Below are 15,199 nucleotides of genomic sequence, written 5' to 3'. Positions count from 1 at the left end.
AAATCGTTACTCACAATGGATGCGGCACCGCGTCGAAACGGTTGACGACGATGTCGCGCTTGGTCTCGTCGACGCGAACGGTCATGTCGTAGCGCCCGTCGTGAAGCTCCTTGTTGAGCACTTCCGAGTTGCGGTGCAGCCAGCTGATGCCGGCGCCGTCGGCGGCGTCGATCGACAGATCCAGCGTCATCCGCGTCGCCGCCAGCCGGTCCTCGATCGCGGCCAGCAGCGCATCGACCCCCTCGCCGGTTTCGGCGGAGACCAGGAAGCACGGCCGCTCCGGCGGGCGGCGGGCGGCGATATTGGTCAGGTTCTCGCGCATCTCGGGATCGAAGCGATCGATCTTGTTCCAGACCTCGAGGATGCGGCCGGCGTCGGGATCGATCCCGAGCTGGCGCAGCACGGTATCGACGTCGCGCTGCTGCGCTTCGGCGTCTTCATGCGAGATGTCGCGGACGTGGAGAATGACGTCGGCTTCCAGCACTTCCTCCAGCGTGGCCCGAAACGCCGCCACCAATTGGGTCGGCAAATTGGAGATGAAGCCAACGGTATCCGACAGCATCGCCTTGCCGCCATGCGGCAGGCTGAGCGCGCGCAGGGTCGGATCGAGCGTCGCAAACAGCATGTCGGCCGCCTGCACCTCGGCGCGGGTCAGGCGGTTGAACAGCGTCGACTTGCCGGCATTGGTGTAGCCGACCAGCGCCACCACGCGGTATGGCACCCGCTTGCGGCCCTCGCGATGCAGCCGGCGGGTCGCCTGGACCTTCTTCAGTTCATTCTCGAGCCGGGAAATGCGGTCGCCGATCAGGCGGCGGTCCGCTTCGATCTGCGTCTCGCCGGGCCCGCCCATGAAGCCGAAGCCGCCGCGCTGGCGTTCCAAATGGGTCCACGACCGTACCAGGCGGCTGCGCTGATAGTTCAGATGCGCCAGCTCGACCTGCAGCGCGCCTTCCTTGGTCTTGGCGCGGCGGCCGAAGATTTCGAGAATCAGGCCGGTGCGGTCGAGCACCTTGGTGTTCCAGGCCTTCTCGAGATTGCGCTGCTGGATCGGCGACAGCGCGCAATCCATCACCACGAGTTCGATCTCGTGGCCGGTGATAAGTCCGACGATCTCCTCGACCTTACCCTTGCCGAGATAGGTCGCGGGCCTGATCTGGCTGATCGGCGCGATCAGCGCATCCGCGATCGTGAGGTCGATGGCGCGCGCGAGTCCAACGGCCTCCTCCAGCCGCGCTTCGGAGCCGCGTATGACATGATCATCCGTTTGCGCCTCGGGGTCACCGCGGCGCATACGCAAATAAGGGCCGATGACGATCACCCGCCCCGATTCTTTGCCCCCTGCCGACCGCGGACGGTCGGCGCCCCCTTCAGGATTTCGGGGTTCCAATCAGATCAACCTCAAGCCGGTGCGTCCTCGCCGCCTTCGAACAGCTGGATCGGAGCGCCCGGCATGATGGTCGAGATCGCATGCTTGTAGACAAGCTGCGAATGACCGTCGCGCCGGAGCAGCAGGCAGAAATTGTCGAACCAGGTGACAATCCCCTGCAGCTTTACCCCGTTGACCAGAAAGATCGTCAGTGGCGTTTTGGTTTTACGAACGTGATTAAGGAAGGTGTCTTGTAGATTTTGTGCGCGGTCTGCCGCCATTGTTTTTATCCCGCAGTCTTGTTTGCTTCTTTTTATTGAACCGATTGCTGCTCTCTAGCGGAGCGTCCCCCGGTTGCCGGCTTCCCCTGAGATCCCCCTCCGAGGGCGCGGTAGTGCGATTAGAAGGCAGGCGCGCTTTTTAGGCAAGCCAGTTCGCGCGTCAGGCCGGTGGAACACCGGGGCAATTCTCCGTAAAGGCCCCGAAAGAGATGAAATTTCTCAAGCAAATGCATGGAATAAGCGATCCAAGCCCGGCTTAGCCAACTCCAAGCGCCTTGAGCTTGCGATGTAGCGCCGAGCGCTCCATGCCGACGAATTCCGCTGTTCGAGAGATATTGCCGGAAAAACGGCTGATCTGCGCGATCAAATAGTCGCGCTCGAACACTTCCCGCGCCTCGCGCAGCGGCAGGCCCATGATGTGTTCCCCGTTGTTGCTGGTCGGCATCGCCGGCACCATCGAGCCAACATCCTGCGGCAGCATGTCGGCGGTTATGATGACCTCCGGACCGCCGCTGGCCAGAATCATCACGCGCTCGACATTGTTGCGGAGCTGCCGGACGTTGCCGGGCCAGACATGCGACTGCAATACCGCCATCGCATCCTGGCCGATCTGGCGTTTCGGCAAGCCGGTCGCCACCGAGATCTGGTCCATGAAATAGTCGATCAGTTCGGGGATGTCCTCGCGGCGCTCCGACAGCGGCGGCACCCGGATCGGCACCACCGACAGCCGGTGATAGAGATCTTCGCGGAACCGGCCTTCGGCGATCTCCTCCTCCAGGTTGCGTGCGGTCGAGGAAATGATGCGAACGTCGACGTGGACCTTGGTGGTGCCGCCCGAGCGCTGAAACGTCTGGTCGACCAGGACGCGCAGGATCTTGTTCTGGGTTTCCCGCGGCATGTCGCCGATTTCATCGATGAACAGGGTGCCGCCATGGGCCTCTTCCAGCGCCCCCGCCTTGCGTTGTTGCTCGCCGTTGGATTGCTCGATGCCGAACAGCTCGACTTCCATCCGCTCCGGCGTGATCGCCGCGGCGTTGATGACGACGAACGGACCTTCGGCGCGGGTCGACATGCCGTGCAGCGTCCGCGCCGCCAGTTCCTTGCCGGCGCCGGACGGGCCGACGATCAGGATGCGGCTGTTGGCCTTGGCGGCCCGCTCGATGGTCTGGCGCAGCTGGTTCATGCAGGCCGAGCGTCCGGTCAGCACGCTGGCTGCCGGCGCCAGTTGCTTGAGTTCCTTCACCTCGCGCTTCAGCCGCGACGTTTCCAGCGCCCGCGTCGCCACCAGAATCAGCCGGTCCGACTTGAAGGGCTTCTCGATGAAGTCGTAGGCGCCGCGCTTGATCGCCGCGACCGCGGTCTCGATGTTGCCGTGACCCGAGATCATCACGACCGGCACGTCGCCATGGTCTTTCTTGATGGCCTCCAGGAGTTGCAGACCGTCGAGCTTGCTGCCTTGCAGCCAGATGTCGAGAAACACCAGATGTGGACGGCGATTGGCAATTTCCGCCAGCGCCGAATCGCTGTCGCGCGCGGTCCGGGTGGTGAATCCCTCATCCTCCAGAATGCCGGCGACCAGATCCCGAATATCCGCCTCGTCGTCGACAATCAGAATGTCATTTGCCATGGGTCGCGCCTGTCTCGTCAGTTGCCTGTTGCGGCTTCGATTTTTGCTTGGTTGTTAGTCGTTTCAGTGGGCTCAATGGTTCCGGCTGCCGGCTGTTTTGTTTCGGCCGCCGGTTCCTTGGCCTCGGCCTTCGGGGCATGGCCCGATATCGCAAACCGCAACCGCATCCAGGCGCCGCGCTGGCCCGGCCGGACGTCTGCGGCATCGTGCAGTTCGATCTTGCCGCCGTGGTCTTCCAGCACGCGGCCGACGATAGCAAGGCCAAGGCCGGTGCCCTTCTCCCGCGTCGTCACATAGGGCTCCAGCAGACGCGCCCGGCTCACCTTCGGCAGGCCGATCCCGTTGTCGATGACGTCGATCACGATGTCGTCACCGTCGCGCGCTGCAACGACCTCGATCCGGCCCTTGCCCAGCTCCTCAGCCGGAACGGCCTCGATCGCCTCGGTGGCGTTCTTGATGATGTTGGTCAGCGCCTGCGAAATCAGCCGCCGGTCGAACTGCGCCCGCATCGGGTCGTCCTTGATCTCGGCCTGAATGTCGATCTCGGGATGTCCGACCCGCATCAGGAATACCGCCTGCCGGACGGTGTCGGCGACATCCTCGCCTTCCATCACGGGCTTCGGCATCCGCGCAAAACGCGAGAATTCGTCGACCATCCGCCTGATATCGTCGACCTGCCGCACGATGGTGTCGGTGCACTGTTCGAAGATGGCCTTGTCCTCGGTGATGGCCTTGCCGAACTTGCGGCGAATGCGTTCGGCCGAAAGCTGGATCGGCGTCAGCGGATTCTTGATCTCGTGAGCGATGCGGCGAGCGACGTCGCCCCAGGCCGATGTTCGCTGCGCGGAGACCAGTTCGGTGATGTCGTCAAGCGTGATGATGTAGCTGTCGCGCGACTGGCTGGTCTGCTCGGCGCTGACCCGGACCGAAAGGTTGCGCTCCTGGCCGTCGCGGGTGATCGTGATCTGGCCCTGCACCAGCCGCTGCGTTCCCTCGCGCGCGGTCTTCATCATGTCGTCGAGCTCGGGCAGCACATCCGACAGCGGATGGTCCAGCGTTTCGGATTCCGCGTGCCCGATCAGCTTTTCGGCGGAACGATTGAGAATGCCGACGCTGCCGGAGGCATCAACGCCTATGATGCCGGCGCTCGCCGACGACAGCACCGCTTCGATGAAGCGGCGGCGGCTGTCGATCAAGTCACTGGCGCTCACCAGTTCGTCGCGCTGGGTGCGCAGCTCCTGCGTCATCTTGTTGAAGGTTTCGCCGAGCTGCGCGAGGTCGCCCTCCGACTTGTGGACCGGCACCTGCACGTGCAGATCGCCGGTCGAAACGATATTGGCGGCGTTCATCAGCCGCCGGATCGGCGCCACCAGCCAGTTGGCGAAATTCAGACCGATCAGTACCGACGCCATCAGGATGGTCAGCGCGATCACCGCGAACATCAGCGCGAAGGCCACCTGAATGCCGAGCTTGCGCGATTCGAGTTGGGCGTATTCGGCGACGCTGGCCTGGGTTTGTCTGAGTTGGGCGACCACGCGCGGATCGAGCAGACGCGCGACATAGAGGAAGGTGTCGTTGAACGCCCGCAGCCGGATCACCGCCGCGACATAGTTCGCCTCGATGAAAACCGCGATCTGAGGTTCCGTTTCATCGACGCCCTTCAGAAATTCCGGCGCCGGCGTCGTGAAGGCGTGCTTGATGCCGGTCTGCGCCGTTTCCAGGATATTGCGGTCCTTGTCGATCAGCATGGCGCCCGGCAGGTTGCGCGAGGCCGCGCTCTGCGTCAGCAGCTGACGAAAGGTTCCGCGATCCTGGTCGAACAGCGGCCGGGCATTGGAGATATCGTTGGCCATTCCCAGAATATCGCCGCGAATGAGCTGCGCGTGCTCGTGCAGATAGGCATTGGCGACGATCAGCGAATTCTGGATCACTTCCTTCGTCGGACCGGAAAACAGCCGGTCGAGGCCGCGGTCGATGGTGATATTGGCGACGATGGCGACCAATACGGCCGGCAACACCGCGATCACGGAGAACAGGCTGACGATCTGGACGTGCAGTCTCGCCGCAGCACGGCCGCGGCGCCGGGCCTGGACCACTTGCCAGACCTCGCGAACGATGATGCCGACCAAGAGCAGGATGGTGGCGGCATTGATCAGCAGGAACGAATAGACGACCTCGCGGGTCGGTTCGATCGGCGTCAGCCCGGTGAGCACGACGAAGGTCAGGAACGCCGACAGTAGCGCGGTGCCGACCGCAAACGGCGCCAGCCACCTCCGAAGGGGCGATCCCTTGGATTCGGCCAACGACGGATCGAACGATGGGACCGAGGTGTCTGCGCTGGTCATTCCGGCAAAGGTGTGAGCTGAAGGCCTTACGTCCGCCCGGCAGCGGACTGATGCATTCATATCACAATGTTGCCGAATTGCGACAATTCCGCGGCGCACTTTGCGAGCGGGACGCGCAATCGCCAGATCTTCACAACAACCGCGCGAAACGAACGAATTCCGCGCGCGAGATCGCTAACTGCCGCTCCGATAAACCTGAATGTCGAGATCCCGAATCTTCTTCCGCAGTGTGTTGCGGTTGAGGCCGAGCAGATCGGCGGCGCGGATCTGGTTACCCCGTGTCGCCGCCAGCGCGGCCGTGAGCAATGGAATCTCGATTTCCTTGAGGATGCGGTGATAGAGACCCGGCGGCGGCACGCCGTTCGGGAAGCCCGAGAAGTGCGACGACAGATAGGCTTCGACCGCGCCGCCGAGATTGTCGACGTTCTGGCTGGAACTGCCGCCCGAGGTCACGGCCGGCGGCGCCAGCTCGCCATCGATCACCGAACCGGTGATGACGTCCTGCGGATACAGCGCCGCGAGCCGGCGCGCGAGGTTTTCGAGCTCGCGCACGTTGCCGGGCCAGCGGTGCTGCTTCAGCCGCTCCAGCGCCAGCGTGTCGAGCTTCTTCGGCGGCAAGCCGTCCTTCTCGGCCAGCGAGAAGAAGTGCCGGATCAGATCGGGCAAGTCCTCGATCCGCTCCCGCAGCGGCGGCAGCCGTAGCGGCACCACGTTGAGACGGAAGAACAGGTCTTCGCGGAACAGGCCCTGCTGAATCAGGATGCGCAGATCCTTGTTGGAGGCCGCGACAATGCGCACGTCGGTCTTGATCGGGGTGCGGCCGCCGACGGTGGTGTACTCGCCCTGCTGGAGCACACGCAGCAGGCGGGTCTGCGCTTCCATCGGCATGTCGCCGATTTCGTCGAGGAATAATGTCCCGCCTTCGGCCTGTTCGAACCGGCCGGAGGCGCGGGTGTTGGCGCCGGTGAACGCGCCGCGTTCATGGCCGAACAGTTCCGACTCGATGAGATCGCGCGGGATCGCCGCCATGTTGACGGCGACGAACGGGCCGTTGCGCCGCTTGCCGTAATCATGCAGCGCGCGCGCGACCAGTTCCTTGCCGGTGCCGGACTCGCCGGAGATCATCACGGTGAGGTCGGTCTGCATCAGCCGCGCCAGCACCCGATAGATTTCCTGCATCGCCGGCGAGCGGCCGACCAGCGGAATCGAATCGAATTCGGAGTCGTCGGGGTGACTGGCCACCCTTTCCTTGGGCTCCGCCAGCGCGCGGCCGACGATGGTGATCAGTTCCTTGAGGTCGAACGGCTTCGGCAGATATTCATAGGCGCCGCGTTCCGACGCGCGGATCGCCGTCATGAAGGTGTTCTGCGCGCTCATGACGATGACCGGCAGATTGGGCCGCATCTTCTTGATCCGCGGCAACAGATCGAAGGCGTTCTCGTCAGGCATCACCACGTCGGTGATGACGAGATCCCCCTCGCCCTGGCTGACCCAGCGCCACAAAGTCGCGGCGTTCCCTGTCAATCGCACCTCATATCCGGCGCGCGAGAGGGCCTGGTTCAGAACCGTACGGATGGCGGTGTCATCGTCGGCTACAAGTATGCTACCTGCGGGCATTGTTATTCCTCATCTTGAGTCCTGTGAGGCAGGCAACGGCGTCCCCGAAACGTCGTTGCGGTTGCTTTGGTCGAAATGCTTGGCGGTATTGAACATCGGCAGCAGCACGCGGAAGGTGGTCTTTCGCGGTTGGGATTCGCATTCGATGATGCCGCCGTGGTCGCCGACGATCTTGGCCACCAGCGCGAGGCCGAGACCGCTCCCGGTCGGCTTGGTCGTCACGAACGGATCGAACAGGTTCGGCAGCAGGTCTTCCGGCACGCCGGCGCCGTTGTCCTTGACGCAGAATTCGAGCGGCAGCGACACCCGCGACTTCTTGCCAGGCACCGACAGCCGCACGCCCGGCCGGAACGCTGTGGTGAGCTGGATCTCCGCGTCGCTGCCGAGATCGACAACGGCCTCGGCGGCGTTCTTCACCAGATTGAGAAACACCTGGATCAGCTGGTCCTGATTGGCCAGCACCGGCGGCAATGACGGATCGTAGTCTTCGACGAAACGGATATTGCGGGCGAAGCCCGACTGGGCGAGCCGCTTGACGTGGTCGAGCACCGAATGAATGTTGACCGGGCCGCGCGCCACCGGCCGATCGTCGCCGAACACTTCCATCCGATCGACCAGCGTGACGATGCGGTCCGCCTCGTCGCAGATCAGCCGTGTCAGCATGCGGTCCTCCGACGAGGCCGCCTGCTCCAGCAGTTGCGCCGCGCCGCGGATGCCGGACAATGGGTTCTTGATTTCATGCGCCAGCATCGCGGCCAGCGCTATCACCGAGCGCGCCGCACTTCGATGCGTCAACTGCCGGTCCATTTTGTCGGCGATGGTGCGTTCCTGCAGCATGACAACGATGTGGCCGGGCCGCTCGGTGAGCGGCGCGACATGGAGATCGACCTGGCGATCGCCGCCGATCCGCGGCGTACCCAGATCGACCTTGTATTCGTTGACCGGCGAACCGCTCGAGCGCACCTGCTCGATCAGCGCTAGCAACGGACTGCCGAACGGCACCAGTTCCTTGAGCGACTGGCGCTTCAGAAACTGGGTCGATATCTCGAAGAAGGATTCCGCCGCCATGTTCGCATCGACGATCTTGCCGTCGGGCGCGACCAGCAGCACCGGATTAGGCAGGGCGTTGAGAATGGCCTCGCTGTCCGAGGGCACCGGCCGGCGATGTTCTGCGGCTGAACTCATGCAGCAGCACTCCATGCAAAGTCGTCGAATGCATCCCCGAGAGAGCGGTGCACGCGGTGCGGATTGTCGGCGGTGAGAATCTTCTGGCGCCAGGTCTTCAGCGTCATCGCAGGTGCGCGGCTGCACTGGGCGGCGACTTCGAGGGCCCAGCCGAGGTGCTTGCGCGCATGGCGCAGGCCGATGCGCAGGCCGTAATGGCTGCACACGTCATCGTAGAGGGCGCGGACATAGCCGAGTTGATCGGCAAGTGATGGCGCCGATTCGGCCACGCCGGTTTCGAGCCGGCGTCCGATCTGGCCGGGCAACCATGGCTGCCCCTGCGCGCCACGGCCAACCATGACCGCGTCGGCGCCCGACATTTCGAGCGCGGTCACCGCTTTCTCGAATGAGGTGATATCGCCGTTGACGACGAGCGGAATGCCGATCGCATCCCTGACCGCGCGCACCGCGCCCCAGTCCGCCTCGCCCTTGTAGAACTGACAGCGGGTGCGGCCGTGCACCGTGATCATCTGCACGCCGGCGGCTTCCGCGCGCCGCGCCAGTTCGGGCGCGTTGAGTGAACGGTCGTCCCAGCCGAGTCGCATCTTCAGCGTCACCGGCACCTTCACCGCCGCGATCGTCGCTTCGATCAGCGTCAACGCGTGATCGAGATCGCGCATCAGGGCGGATCCCGACTGGCCGCCGGTGACGTGGCGCGCCGGACAGCCCATATTGATATCGATGATGTCAGCGCCTGAGGCCTCCGCGACCCGCGCGCCTTCTGCCATCCAGCTGGCCTCGCAGCCCGCGAGCTGAACGACGTGAGGACCGATGCCGGTCGCCTCGCATCGCAGCACTGACATCGCGCGGCCGTTGACGAGATCATCGCTGGCGGTCATTTCGGAGACCACGAGTCCCGCCCCGAGGGCGGCGGTCAGGCGTCGAAACGGAGCATCGGTGACGCCGGACATCGGCGCGAGAAGAGCCCGGTTGGCGACATCAATACCGCCTATTTTCAATGGCTTAGGATGTGAACATTCCAGGCCGGTCACGGACTTCTCGTCTTTCTGGCGGATACAACATCGCGGCCGCCGGGGACCATAATGAGCACAATTCTTGTGCAGTCAAGCGTCATGCCTACACTTTAGACAGTTCCGGCAATTACGCAAGTGCACTGCAACAAAAAAGGCTTTTCCCACAGTTATCGGGAATCGGTCTGTTCTTAACTCCCTGACATGATAAGGGCATGGCGCAGCGAACCATCGCTCCCTCCATCAACCCCGAATCGTCAGTCATTGAAGCCAAATGCCCAGACCTGAGCGGACTGCAGCCATCCTTGTCGCAGCCGGACGCGGGCTTCGAGCCGGTTCGGGAGGACCCAAGCAGTATCGTTCGATCGGCGGCAAGACCGTGATCTTCCGGGCGATGGAGCCGTTCTGCCGGCACCCGGACGTGTTTGCCGTGCAGCCGGTGCTCAATCCCGACGACACCGCGATGTTCAACGATGCGGTCAGCGCGTTGCGCCACGAACCGCCGGCCAATGGCGGGGCCACGCGGCAGGCCTCGGTGCATGCCGGCCTGGAGGCGCTCGCCAGCCAGAAGCCCGATGTCGTGCTGATTCACGACGCGGCGCGTCCGTTCGTCACGGCGGCTTTGATTTCGCGTGCGATCGACGCCGCCGGCCGCACCGGTGCGGCGGTTCCTGCCATACCCGTCACGGACACCATCAAGCTCGTCGGCGAGACCGGCAATGTCGAGGCGACGCCGGAGCGCGCGCGGCTGCGTATCGCGCAGACGCCGCAGGCTTTCCGCTTCGACGCCATTCTCGACGCCCACCGCCGCGCCGCGCGCGAAGGCCGCAGCGATTTCACCGACGACGCGGCGCTGGCGGAATGGGCGGGATTGACGGTGGCGACATTTGAAGGCGATCCTGCGAACATGAAACTGACCACCCCGGAAGATTTCGTCCGCGAGGAAGCCCGCCTCGCCGCCCAACTCGGCGACATCAGGACCGGCACCGGTTACGACGTGCACGCGTTCGGCGACGGCGATCATCTGATGATCTGCGGCGTGCGCGTGCCGCATACGAAGGGCTTTCTCGCGCATTCCGATGGCGATGTCGGCTTGCATGCGCTGGTCGACGCCATCCTCGGCGCGCTGGCGGACGGCGATATCGGTTCGCATTTTCCGCCGAGCGATCCGCAGTGGAAAGGGGCTGCGTCCGACCGCTTCCTGAAATACGCGGTCGATCGCGTCACCGCGCGCGGCGGCCGGATCGCCAATCTCGAGGTCACGCTGATCTGCGAGCGCCCGAAGATCGGGCCGCTGCGCGACACCATGCGGGCGCGGATCGCCGACATCACCGGGCTGAACATCTCGCGGATCGCGGTGAAGGCGACCACCAGCGAGCGGCTCGGCTTCACCGGCCGCGAGGAAGGCATCGCTGCGACCGCGAGCGCCACCATCCGCCTGCCTTGGGACGCCAAAGGTTGGAGCGATTAAGATGAGCGGCAGCGACGCCCGCGCCCTCTCCCGCTCGCTGCTCGACCTGTGCCGGATGCGCAAGCTGACGATTGCGACCGCCGAATCCTGCACCGGCGGCATGGTCGCCGCCGCGCTGACCGACATTCCCGGTTCCTCCGACGTCATCGACCGCGGCTTCGTCACCTATTCCAACGACGCCAAGCGCGCGATGCTCGGCGTCAAGACCACGACGCTGGCGACCTTCGGCGCGGTCAGCAAGGAGACCGCGACCGCGATGGCGTTCGGCGCGCTGGAGAAGGCCGGCGTCGATCTCGCCGTCGCCATTACCGGGATCGCCGGCCCCGGCGGCGCCACCCCCGGCAAGCCGGTGGGCCTCGTCCATCTCGCCGTCGCCGCGCGCGACGGCCGCATCCTGCATCGCGAATGCCGCTTCGGCGCGATCGGCCGCAGCGCGGTGCGGCAGCGCTCGGTGGTCGAGGCGCTGCGCATGCTGACGGAGCTGGCGCGCGGCCCGCAGGCGCCCGCCAAGCCGCGGCGCGAGGCCGCCAGCCGCCTGCGTCCGCGCGTGGCGCGCTCGCCGCGCCGCAGCGCCGTCAAACGCCGGCGGCCGCCGCGGGCTTAGCTAAGGCGACTTTCCGTAAACCGCGTCCGCGCGTTTTTCGAACGCCGCGGCAAAGCGATGGAACGCGGTGTCGAACATGGTTCCCATCAGGACGGCCAGCATCCGGCTCTTGAACTCGTAGGCGAGGAAGAATCCGACGACGCAGTCGGTTTCGGATTTCGGTTCGAAACTCCAGCGGTTCTCGAGGTTGCTGAACGGTCCCTTCAGATATTCGACCAGGATCTTCAAGTTAGGACGGTCGAGCGTCACCCGGCTGGTGAAGGCCTCCCGCACCAGCTTGAACGACACCGTCATGTCGGCGATCACGACCTCGGTACCGTCGGGCTTCGGCGTGCGTTGCCGGATCTTGAGCGACTGGCACAGCGGCACGAATTCCGGATAGCGCTCGACATCGGCGACGAGGTCAAACATCTGCGTCGCACTGTGATGAACCCGGCGCTTGCTGGAGAATTTCGGCATCGCCTGGGACTCAGCGGGCAAGCGCCGCGCGCGCCGCCTGCAGCTTCGCGAAATCATCGCCGGCGTGATGCGACGAGCGGGTCAAGGGACTCGCCGACACCATCAGGAAGCCCTTGGTGTAGGCGACCTTCTCATAGCCCTGGAATTCATCGGGAGTCACATAGCGCATCACGGCGTGATGCTTGCGGGTCGGCTGCAAATACTGCCCGATGGTGAGAAAATCGACATCTGCCGAGCGCAGATCGTCCATCACCTGCAGCACTTCATGCCGCTCCTCGCCGAGGCCAACCATGATGCCGGATTTGGTGAAGATGGTGGGGTCGATTTCCTTGACCCGCTGCAGCAGCCGGATCGAATGGAAATAGCGCGCGCCGGGGCGCACCGTGAGATATCTCGACGGCACCGTTTCCAGATTGTGGTTGAACACGTCGGGTTTGGCCTTCGCCACCACTTCCAGCGCGCCCTCCTTGCGCAGGAAGTCCGGCGTCAGGATTTCGATCGTGGTGGAAGGGCAGCGGGCGCGGATGGCGCGGATGGTCCGCGCAAAATGTTCGGCGCCGCCGTCGCCGAGATCGTCGCGATCGACTGAGGTGATCACGACATGGGCAAGTCCGAGCTTGAAGGTAGCTTCGGCGACGTGCTCCGGCTCGGACACATCGAGCGCGCCGGGCATGCCGGTCTTGACGTTGCAGAAGGCGCAGGCGCGGGTGCAGGTATCGCCCATGATCATGAAGGTGGCGTGCTTCTTGTCCCAGCATTCGCCGATGTTCGGGCAGCCCGCCTCCTCGCACACCGTGACGAGGCCGTTTTCCTTGACGATGTTGCGGGTGTCAGCATAGCCGCGGGTATTCGGCGCGCGCACCCGGATCCAGCCCGGCTTCGGCGGCGACAGGGCGTCGGGCCGATTCACCTTTTCGGGGTGGCGCGGGCGGAGCGGCGTGGCGGAGATGGTATCGACGACAACGACCATGGAATGTCCATATCTTGGAAGCGCTTAGCTAATCCCCTTGAAGGGGAATCGCAACCGCCCGGCTTGTTGGCTGCCATGCTTTAGCATATTGGCTTCGCCCACGCATTCCGCCTCCCCAAGCCGGATTTGCAGACCTGATTTTGAATGGCTCGAAGTCGCATGTCCGCAACGCCACCCGTTCTCGGCAAACCGCTCAAGCGGGCGTTTTTTGCCCGCAGCGTGCACGAGGTTGCGCCGGACCTGATCGGCGCGACGCTTTTGGTCGACGGTGTCGGCGGCGTTATCGTCGAGGTCGAGGCCTATCATCACACCGATCCGGCGGCGCATTCCTTTCGCGGGCCGACGCCACGCAACCTGGTAATGTTCGGTCCGCCCGGCTTCGCCTATGTCTATCGCTCCTACGGCATCCATTGGTGCGTCAATTTCGTCTGCGAGAAAGCGGGCTCGGCCAGCGCGGTGCTGATCCGCGCGCTGGAGCCGACCCACGGCATTGCCGCGATGCGCCGCCGCCGCAGCCTGCAGGACGCCCGCGCGCTGTGCTCGGGACCGGGTAAGCTGACCGAAGCGCTCGGGATTACAGGCAAACACAATGGACTGCCGCTCGATGCTCCGCCGATCGCGCTGCATGCGCGGGCGACAAAATCCGACGTCGTCGCGGGCGTGCGGATCGGGATTACAAAGGCGGTCGAACTGCCGTGGCGGTACGGACTGAAGGGCTCGAAGTTTCTCAGCAAGCCGTTTTGATACGAGGCGCGCGCCGTCGCGATCCTGCGACCGCCATGACCACGGAGGGCGTGAAAATCCGGTATCGCGCCGCCGATTAAAACGCGGATGGGCTGGCGTCGACGAACGCGCGGTCGCGTCTCTCGCCGACCGCATGGACTATCCGGAACAGCAACCATGCCCATGCGGCACAACTTGTTGCGATCTTGCGACTACGCGACGCGAATATTGCGTTTGCAACGTTGCAGACCAGCGAATGTTTTGAATTCGGCGTCCGGGCCTGCGTAGGGTGCGACAGTACATGCCAATAGCTGCCCGGAGACATCGATATGAAGAGGATTTTTGTCGCGTGCGTCGCGGCCGTTGCGATCTGGAGCGCGCCCGCTGACGCCGCCGATCCCGGCTGGACCGGTTTCTATGTCGGCGCGAACGGCGGCTACGGCTGGAACAGCGCCCGCATATCCGATGCGCCGGGCGACCAGAACACCAGCTATGTCTTTCAGGGACAACCCAACGTGGCATCGTCCTCGGCATCCTTCGACGGCAAGGGATGGCTGGGCGGCGTGCAAGCCGGCTACAACTGGCATCTCAATCAGCGGTGGTTGGCCGGCGTCGAAGCCGACTTCGACTGGTCCGACATCGGCGGCAACGGCTCGGCGCCGACCGTGATCTTTCTCGGCAACAACCCGGCGACGCTGAACGTCAGCCAGAAGGTCGAGTGGTTCGGAACTCTGCGCGCCCGCGTCGGCTATCTGGCGACCGCCGACCTCTTGCTGTTTGCGACCGGCGGCCTCGCCTATGGCAAGGTCAACGAAAGCGCGAGCATCGTGCTTCCGCCCGGTGTCGCGAATTCGCAGGGCAATTTCGGCACCGGTTACGCCTGCGGCGGCGTATACGGCGACTCTACCTGCTTTGCCGGCGCCGGATCCCGCACCTCGGCGGGATGGACAGCGGGCGCAGGCGCGGAATACCGGTTCAGCCAGCACGCCACGGTGAAGCTCGAATATCTCTACGTGAACCTCGGAAGTGGAACGTTTCTGGTTCCGGCGGCGCATGCCGGCTCCTTGAGTCCAAGCATCCTGAACGCTTCCGGAGAGGCCGCCTTCAATCTGGTACGCGTCGGGCTGAACTACCGGTTCTAACCTTCTCACACAGGATGATGGCAGACCGCCTCGATCCGGTTGCCATCGGGATCCCTGAGGAACGCGGCGTAATACGAGGCGTGGTAGCTGCGCAGGCCCGGTGGGCCGTCATCGCTGCCGCCGGCAGCGATGCCCGCATCCCAGAATGCGTCGACCTGGGTCCGCCATTTCGCCTTGAAGCACCAGTGGCGGCCCGGCGCATCGTCGGGCTTCTCCCCCTTGCGGATCGAAAAATAGACCCGCTCGGGATGGGCGAGCCGCGCCCGCTCGCCGTAGCCAAGCCAATCGTCGCGGCGGCCGACCTTGACCACGCCGAGCACCTTCATGATCGCGTCGTAGAACGGCTCGGCAACGGCGATATCTGATACGGTGATGGAGACGTGGTCCAGCATCGAATCC

The 15,199-nt window shown here is 64.3% G+C and carries 14 protein-coding genes; 4 read left to right on the top strand and 10 right to left on the bottom strand.

Annotated elements, in window-relative coordinates; genetic code table 11:
* Positions 1-10 precede the first annotated feature (10 nt).
* The 7 genes from hflX to dusB form a co-directional block, all read right to left on the bottom strand.
* A complete protein-coding gene (gene hflX, locus KMZ68_RS13635) occupies positions 11-1,387 on the bottom strand; it encodes a GTPase HflX (RefSeq protein WP_215611826.1) in 1,377 nt (458 codons plus the stop codon).
* An 11-nt stretch (positions 1,388-1,398) separates the two neighbouring features.
* On the bottom strand, positions 1,399-1,647 hold the full coding sequence (gene hfq, locus KMZ68_RS13630; RefSeq protein WP_006020546.1) for an RNA chaperone Hfq: 249 nt from the start codon (positions 1,645-1,647) through the stop codon (positions 1,399-1,401).
* Between the two features lie 256 nt (positions 1,648-1,903).
* A complete protein-coding gene (ntrX, locus tag KMZ68_RS13625; RefSeq protein WP_215611825.1) occupies positions 1,904-3,274 on the bottom strand; it encodes a nitrogen assimilation response regulator NtrX in 1,371 nt (456 codons plus the stop codon).
* A 17-nt stretch (positions 3,275-3,291) separates the two neighbouring features.
* On the bottom strand, positions 3,292-5,619 hold the full coding sequence (locus KMZ68_RS13620; protein WP_215611824.1) for a sensor histidine kinase NtrY-like: 2,328 nt from the start codon (positions 5,617-5,619) through the stop codon (positions 3,292-3,294).
* 174 nt (positions 5,620-5,793) lie between these two features.
* Positions 5,794-7,236, bottom strand: a complete 1,443-nt coding sequence (gene ntrC / locus KMZ68_RS13615; protein ID WP_215611823.1) for a nitrogen regulation protein NR(I) — start codon at positions 7,234-7,236, stop codon at positions 5,794-5,796.
* A 9-nt stretch (positions 7,237-7,245) separates the two neighbouring features.
* A complete protein-coding gene (locus tag KMZ68_RS13610) occupies positions 7,246-8,421 on the bottom strand; it encodes a two-component system sensor histidine kinase NtrB (protein WP_215611822.1) in 1,176 nt (391 codons plus the stop codon).
* Positions 8,418-9,419 carry a tRNA dihydrouridine synthase DusB gene (dusB, locus tag KMZ68_RS13605; protein ID WP_215616327.1) on the bottom strand — a complete coding sequence of 334 codons (1,002 nt, stop codon included), beginning with the start codon at positions 9,417-9,419 and terminating at the stop codon, positions 8,418-8,420. The genes KMZ68_RS13610 and dusB overlap by 4 nt, the downstream gene beginning before the upstream one ends.
* Positions 9,420-9,705: 286 nt before the next feature.
* Here dusB and KMZ68_RS13600 point away from each other — a divergent pair, with 286 nt between their 5' ends.
* The gene (locus KMZ68_RS13600; protein WP_215611821.1) at positions 9,706-10,902 is read left to right on the top strand and encodes a bifunctional 2-C-methyl-D-erythritol 4-phosphate cytidylyltransferase/2-C-methyl-D-erythritol 2,4-cyclodiphosphate synthase; all 1,197 of its coding nucleotides are present in this window, start codon (positions 9,706-9,708) and stop codon (positions 10,900-10,902) included.
* A 1-nt stretch (position 10,903) separates the two neighbouring features.
* Positions 10,904-11,506 carry a CinA family protein gene (locus tag KMZ68_RS13595; RefSeq protein WP_215611820.1) on the top strand — a complete coding sequence of 201 codons (603 nt, stop codon included), beginning with the start codon at positions 10,904-10,906 and terminating at the stop codon, positions 11,504-11,506.
* Here KMZ68_RS13595 and KMZ68_RS13590 read toward each other — a convergent pair whose 3' ends face one another.
* Positions 11,507-11,965: a type II toxin-antitoxin system RatA family toxin gene (locus KMZ68_RS13590; protein WP_215611819.1), complete on the bottom strand. Its 459-nt coding sequence runs from the start codon at positions 11,963-11,965 to the stop codon at positions 11,507-11,509.
* Positions 11,966-11,975: 10 nt separating this feature from the next.
* Complete coding sequence (gene lipA, locus KMZ68_RS13585; protein WP_215611818.1) at positions 11,976-12,935, bottom strand: lipoyl synthase; 960 nt, start codon at positions 12,933-12,935, stop codon at positions 11,976-11,978.
* Between the two features lie 159 nt (positions 12,936-13,094).
* On the opposite strand from lipA, the gene KMZ68_RS13580 reads away from it, so the two are divergent.
* On the top strand, positions 13,095-13,679 hold the full coding sequence (locus KMZ68_RS13580; protein ID WP_249779356.1) for a DNA-3-methyladenine glycosylase: 585 nt from the start codon (positions 13,095-13,097) through the stop codon (positions 13,677-13,679).
* A gap of 308 nt (positions 13,680-13,987) precedes the next feature.
* A complete protein-coding gene (locus KMZ68_RS13575) occupies positions 13,988-14,800 on the top strand; it encodes an outer membrane protein (protein ID WP_215611816.1) in 813 nt (270 codons plus the stop codon).
* A 5-nt stretch (positions 14,801-14,805) separates the two neighbouring features.
* Here the strand turns inward: KMZ68_RS13575 and KMZ68_RS13570 are convergent, their stop codons facing one another.
* On the bottom strand, positions 14,806-15,192 hold the full coding sequence (locus KMZ68_RS13570; RefSeq protein WP_215611815.1) for a VOC family protein: 387 nt from the start codon (positions 15,190-15,192) through the stop codon (positions 14,806-14,808).
* Positions 15,193-15,199: the final 7 nt, after the last annotated feature.

Origin of the sequence: Bradyrhizobium sediminis, from assembly GCF_018736105.1 — a bacterium.
Lineage (GTDB): Bacteria > Pseudomonadota > Alphaproteobacteria > Rhizobiales > Xanthobacteraceae > Bradyrhizobium.
The sequence above is the reverse complement of the archived record's forward strand: the minus strand, read 5'-3'. Positions and strand labels throughout refer to the sequence as shown.

Bases quoted from the DNA above. Each gene is read 5' to 3' on its own strand.
- hfq (WP_006020546.1), bottom strand. From the start codon at position 1,647: ATGGCGGCAGACCGCGCACAAAATCTACAAGACACCTTCCTTAATCAC.
- ntrX (WP_215611825.1), bottom strand. From the start codon at position 3,274: ATGGCAAATGACATTCTGATTGTCGACGACGAGGCGGATATTCGGGAT.
- KMZ68_RS13620 (WP_215611824.1), bottom strand. From the start codon at position 5,619: ATGACCAGCGCAGACACCTCGGTCCCATCGTTCGATCCGTCGTTGGCC.
- ntrC (WP_215611823.1), bottom strand. From the start codon at position 7,236: ATGCCCGCAGGTAGCATACTTGTAGCCGACGATGACACCGCCATCCGT.
- KMZ68_RS13610 (WP_215611822.1), bottom strand. From the start codon at position 8,421: ATGAGTTCAGCCGCAGAACATCGCCGGCCGGTGCCCTCGGACAGCGAG.
- KMZ68_RS13600 (WP_215611821.1), top strand. From the start codon at position 9,706: ATGCCCAGACCTGAGCGGACTGCAGCCATCCTTGTCGCAGCCGGACGC.
- KMZ68_RS13595 (WP_215611820.1), top strand. From the start codon at position 10,904: ATGAGCGGCAGCGACGCCCGCGCCCTCTCCCGCTCGCTGCTCGACCTG.
- KMZ68_RS13590 (WP_215611819.1), bottom strand. From the start codon at position 11,965: ATGCCGAAATTCTCCAGCAAGCGCCGGGTTCATCACAGTGCGACGCAG.
- lipA (WP_215611818.1), bottom strand. From the start codon at position 12,935: ATGGTCGTTGTCGTCGATACCATCTCCGCCACGCCGCTCCGCCCGCGC.
- KMZ68_RS13580 (WP_249779356.1), top strand. From the start codon at position 13,095: ATGTCCGCAACGCCACCCGTTCTCGGCAAACCGCTCAAGCGGGCGTTT.
- KMZ68_RS13575 (WP_215611816.1), top strand. From the start codon at position 13,988: ATGAAGAGGATTTTTGTCGCGTGCGTCGCGGCCGTTGCGATCTGGAGC.
- KMZ68_RS13570 (WP_215611815.1), bottom strand. From the start codon at position 15,192: ATGCTGGACCACGTCTCCATCACCGTATCAGATATCGCCGTTGCCGAG.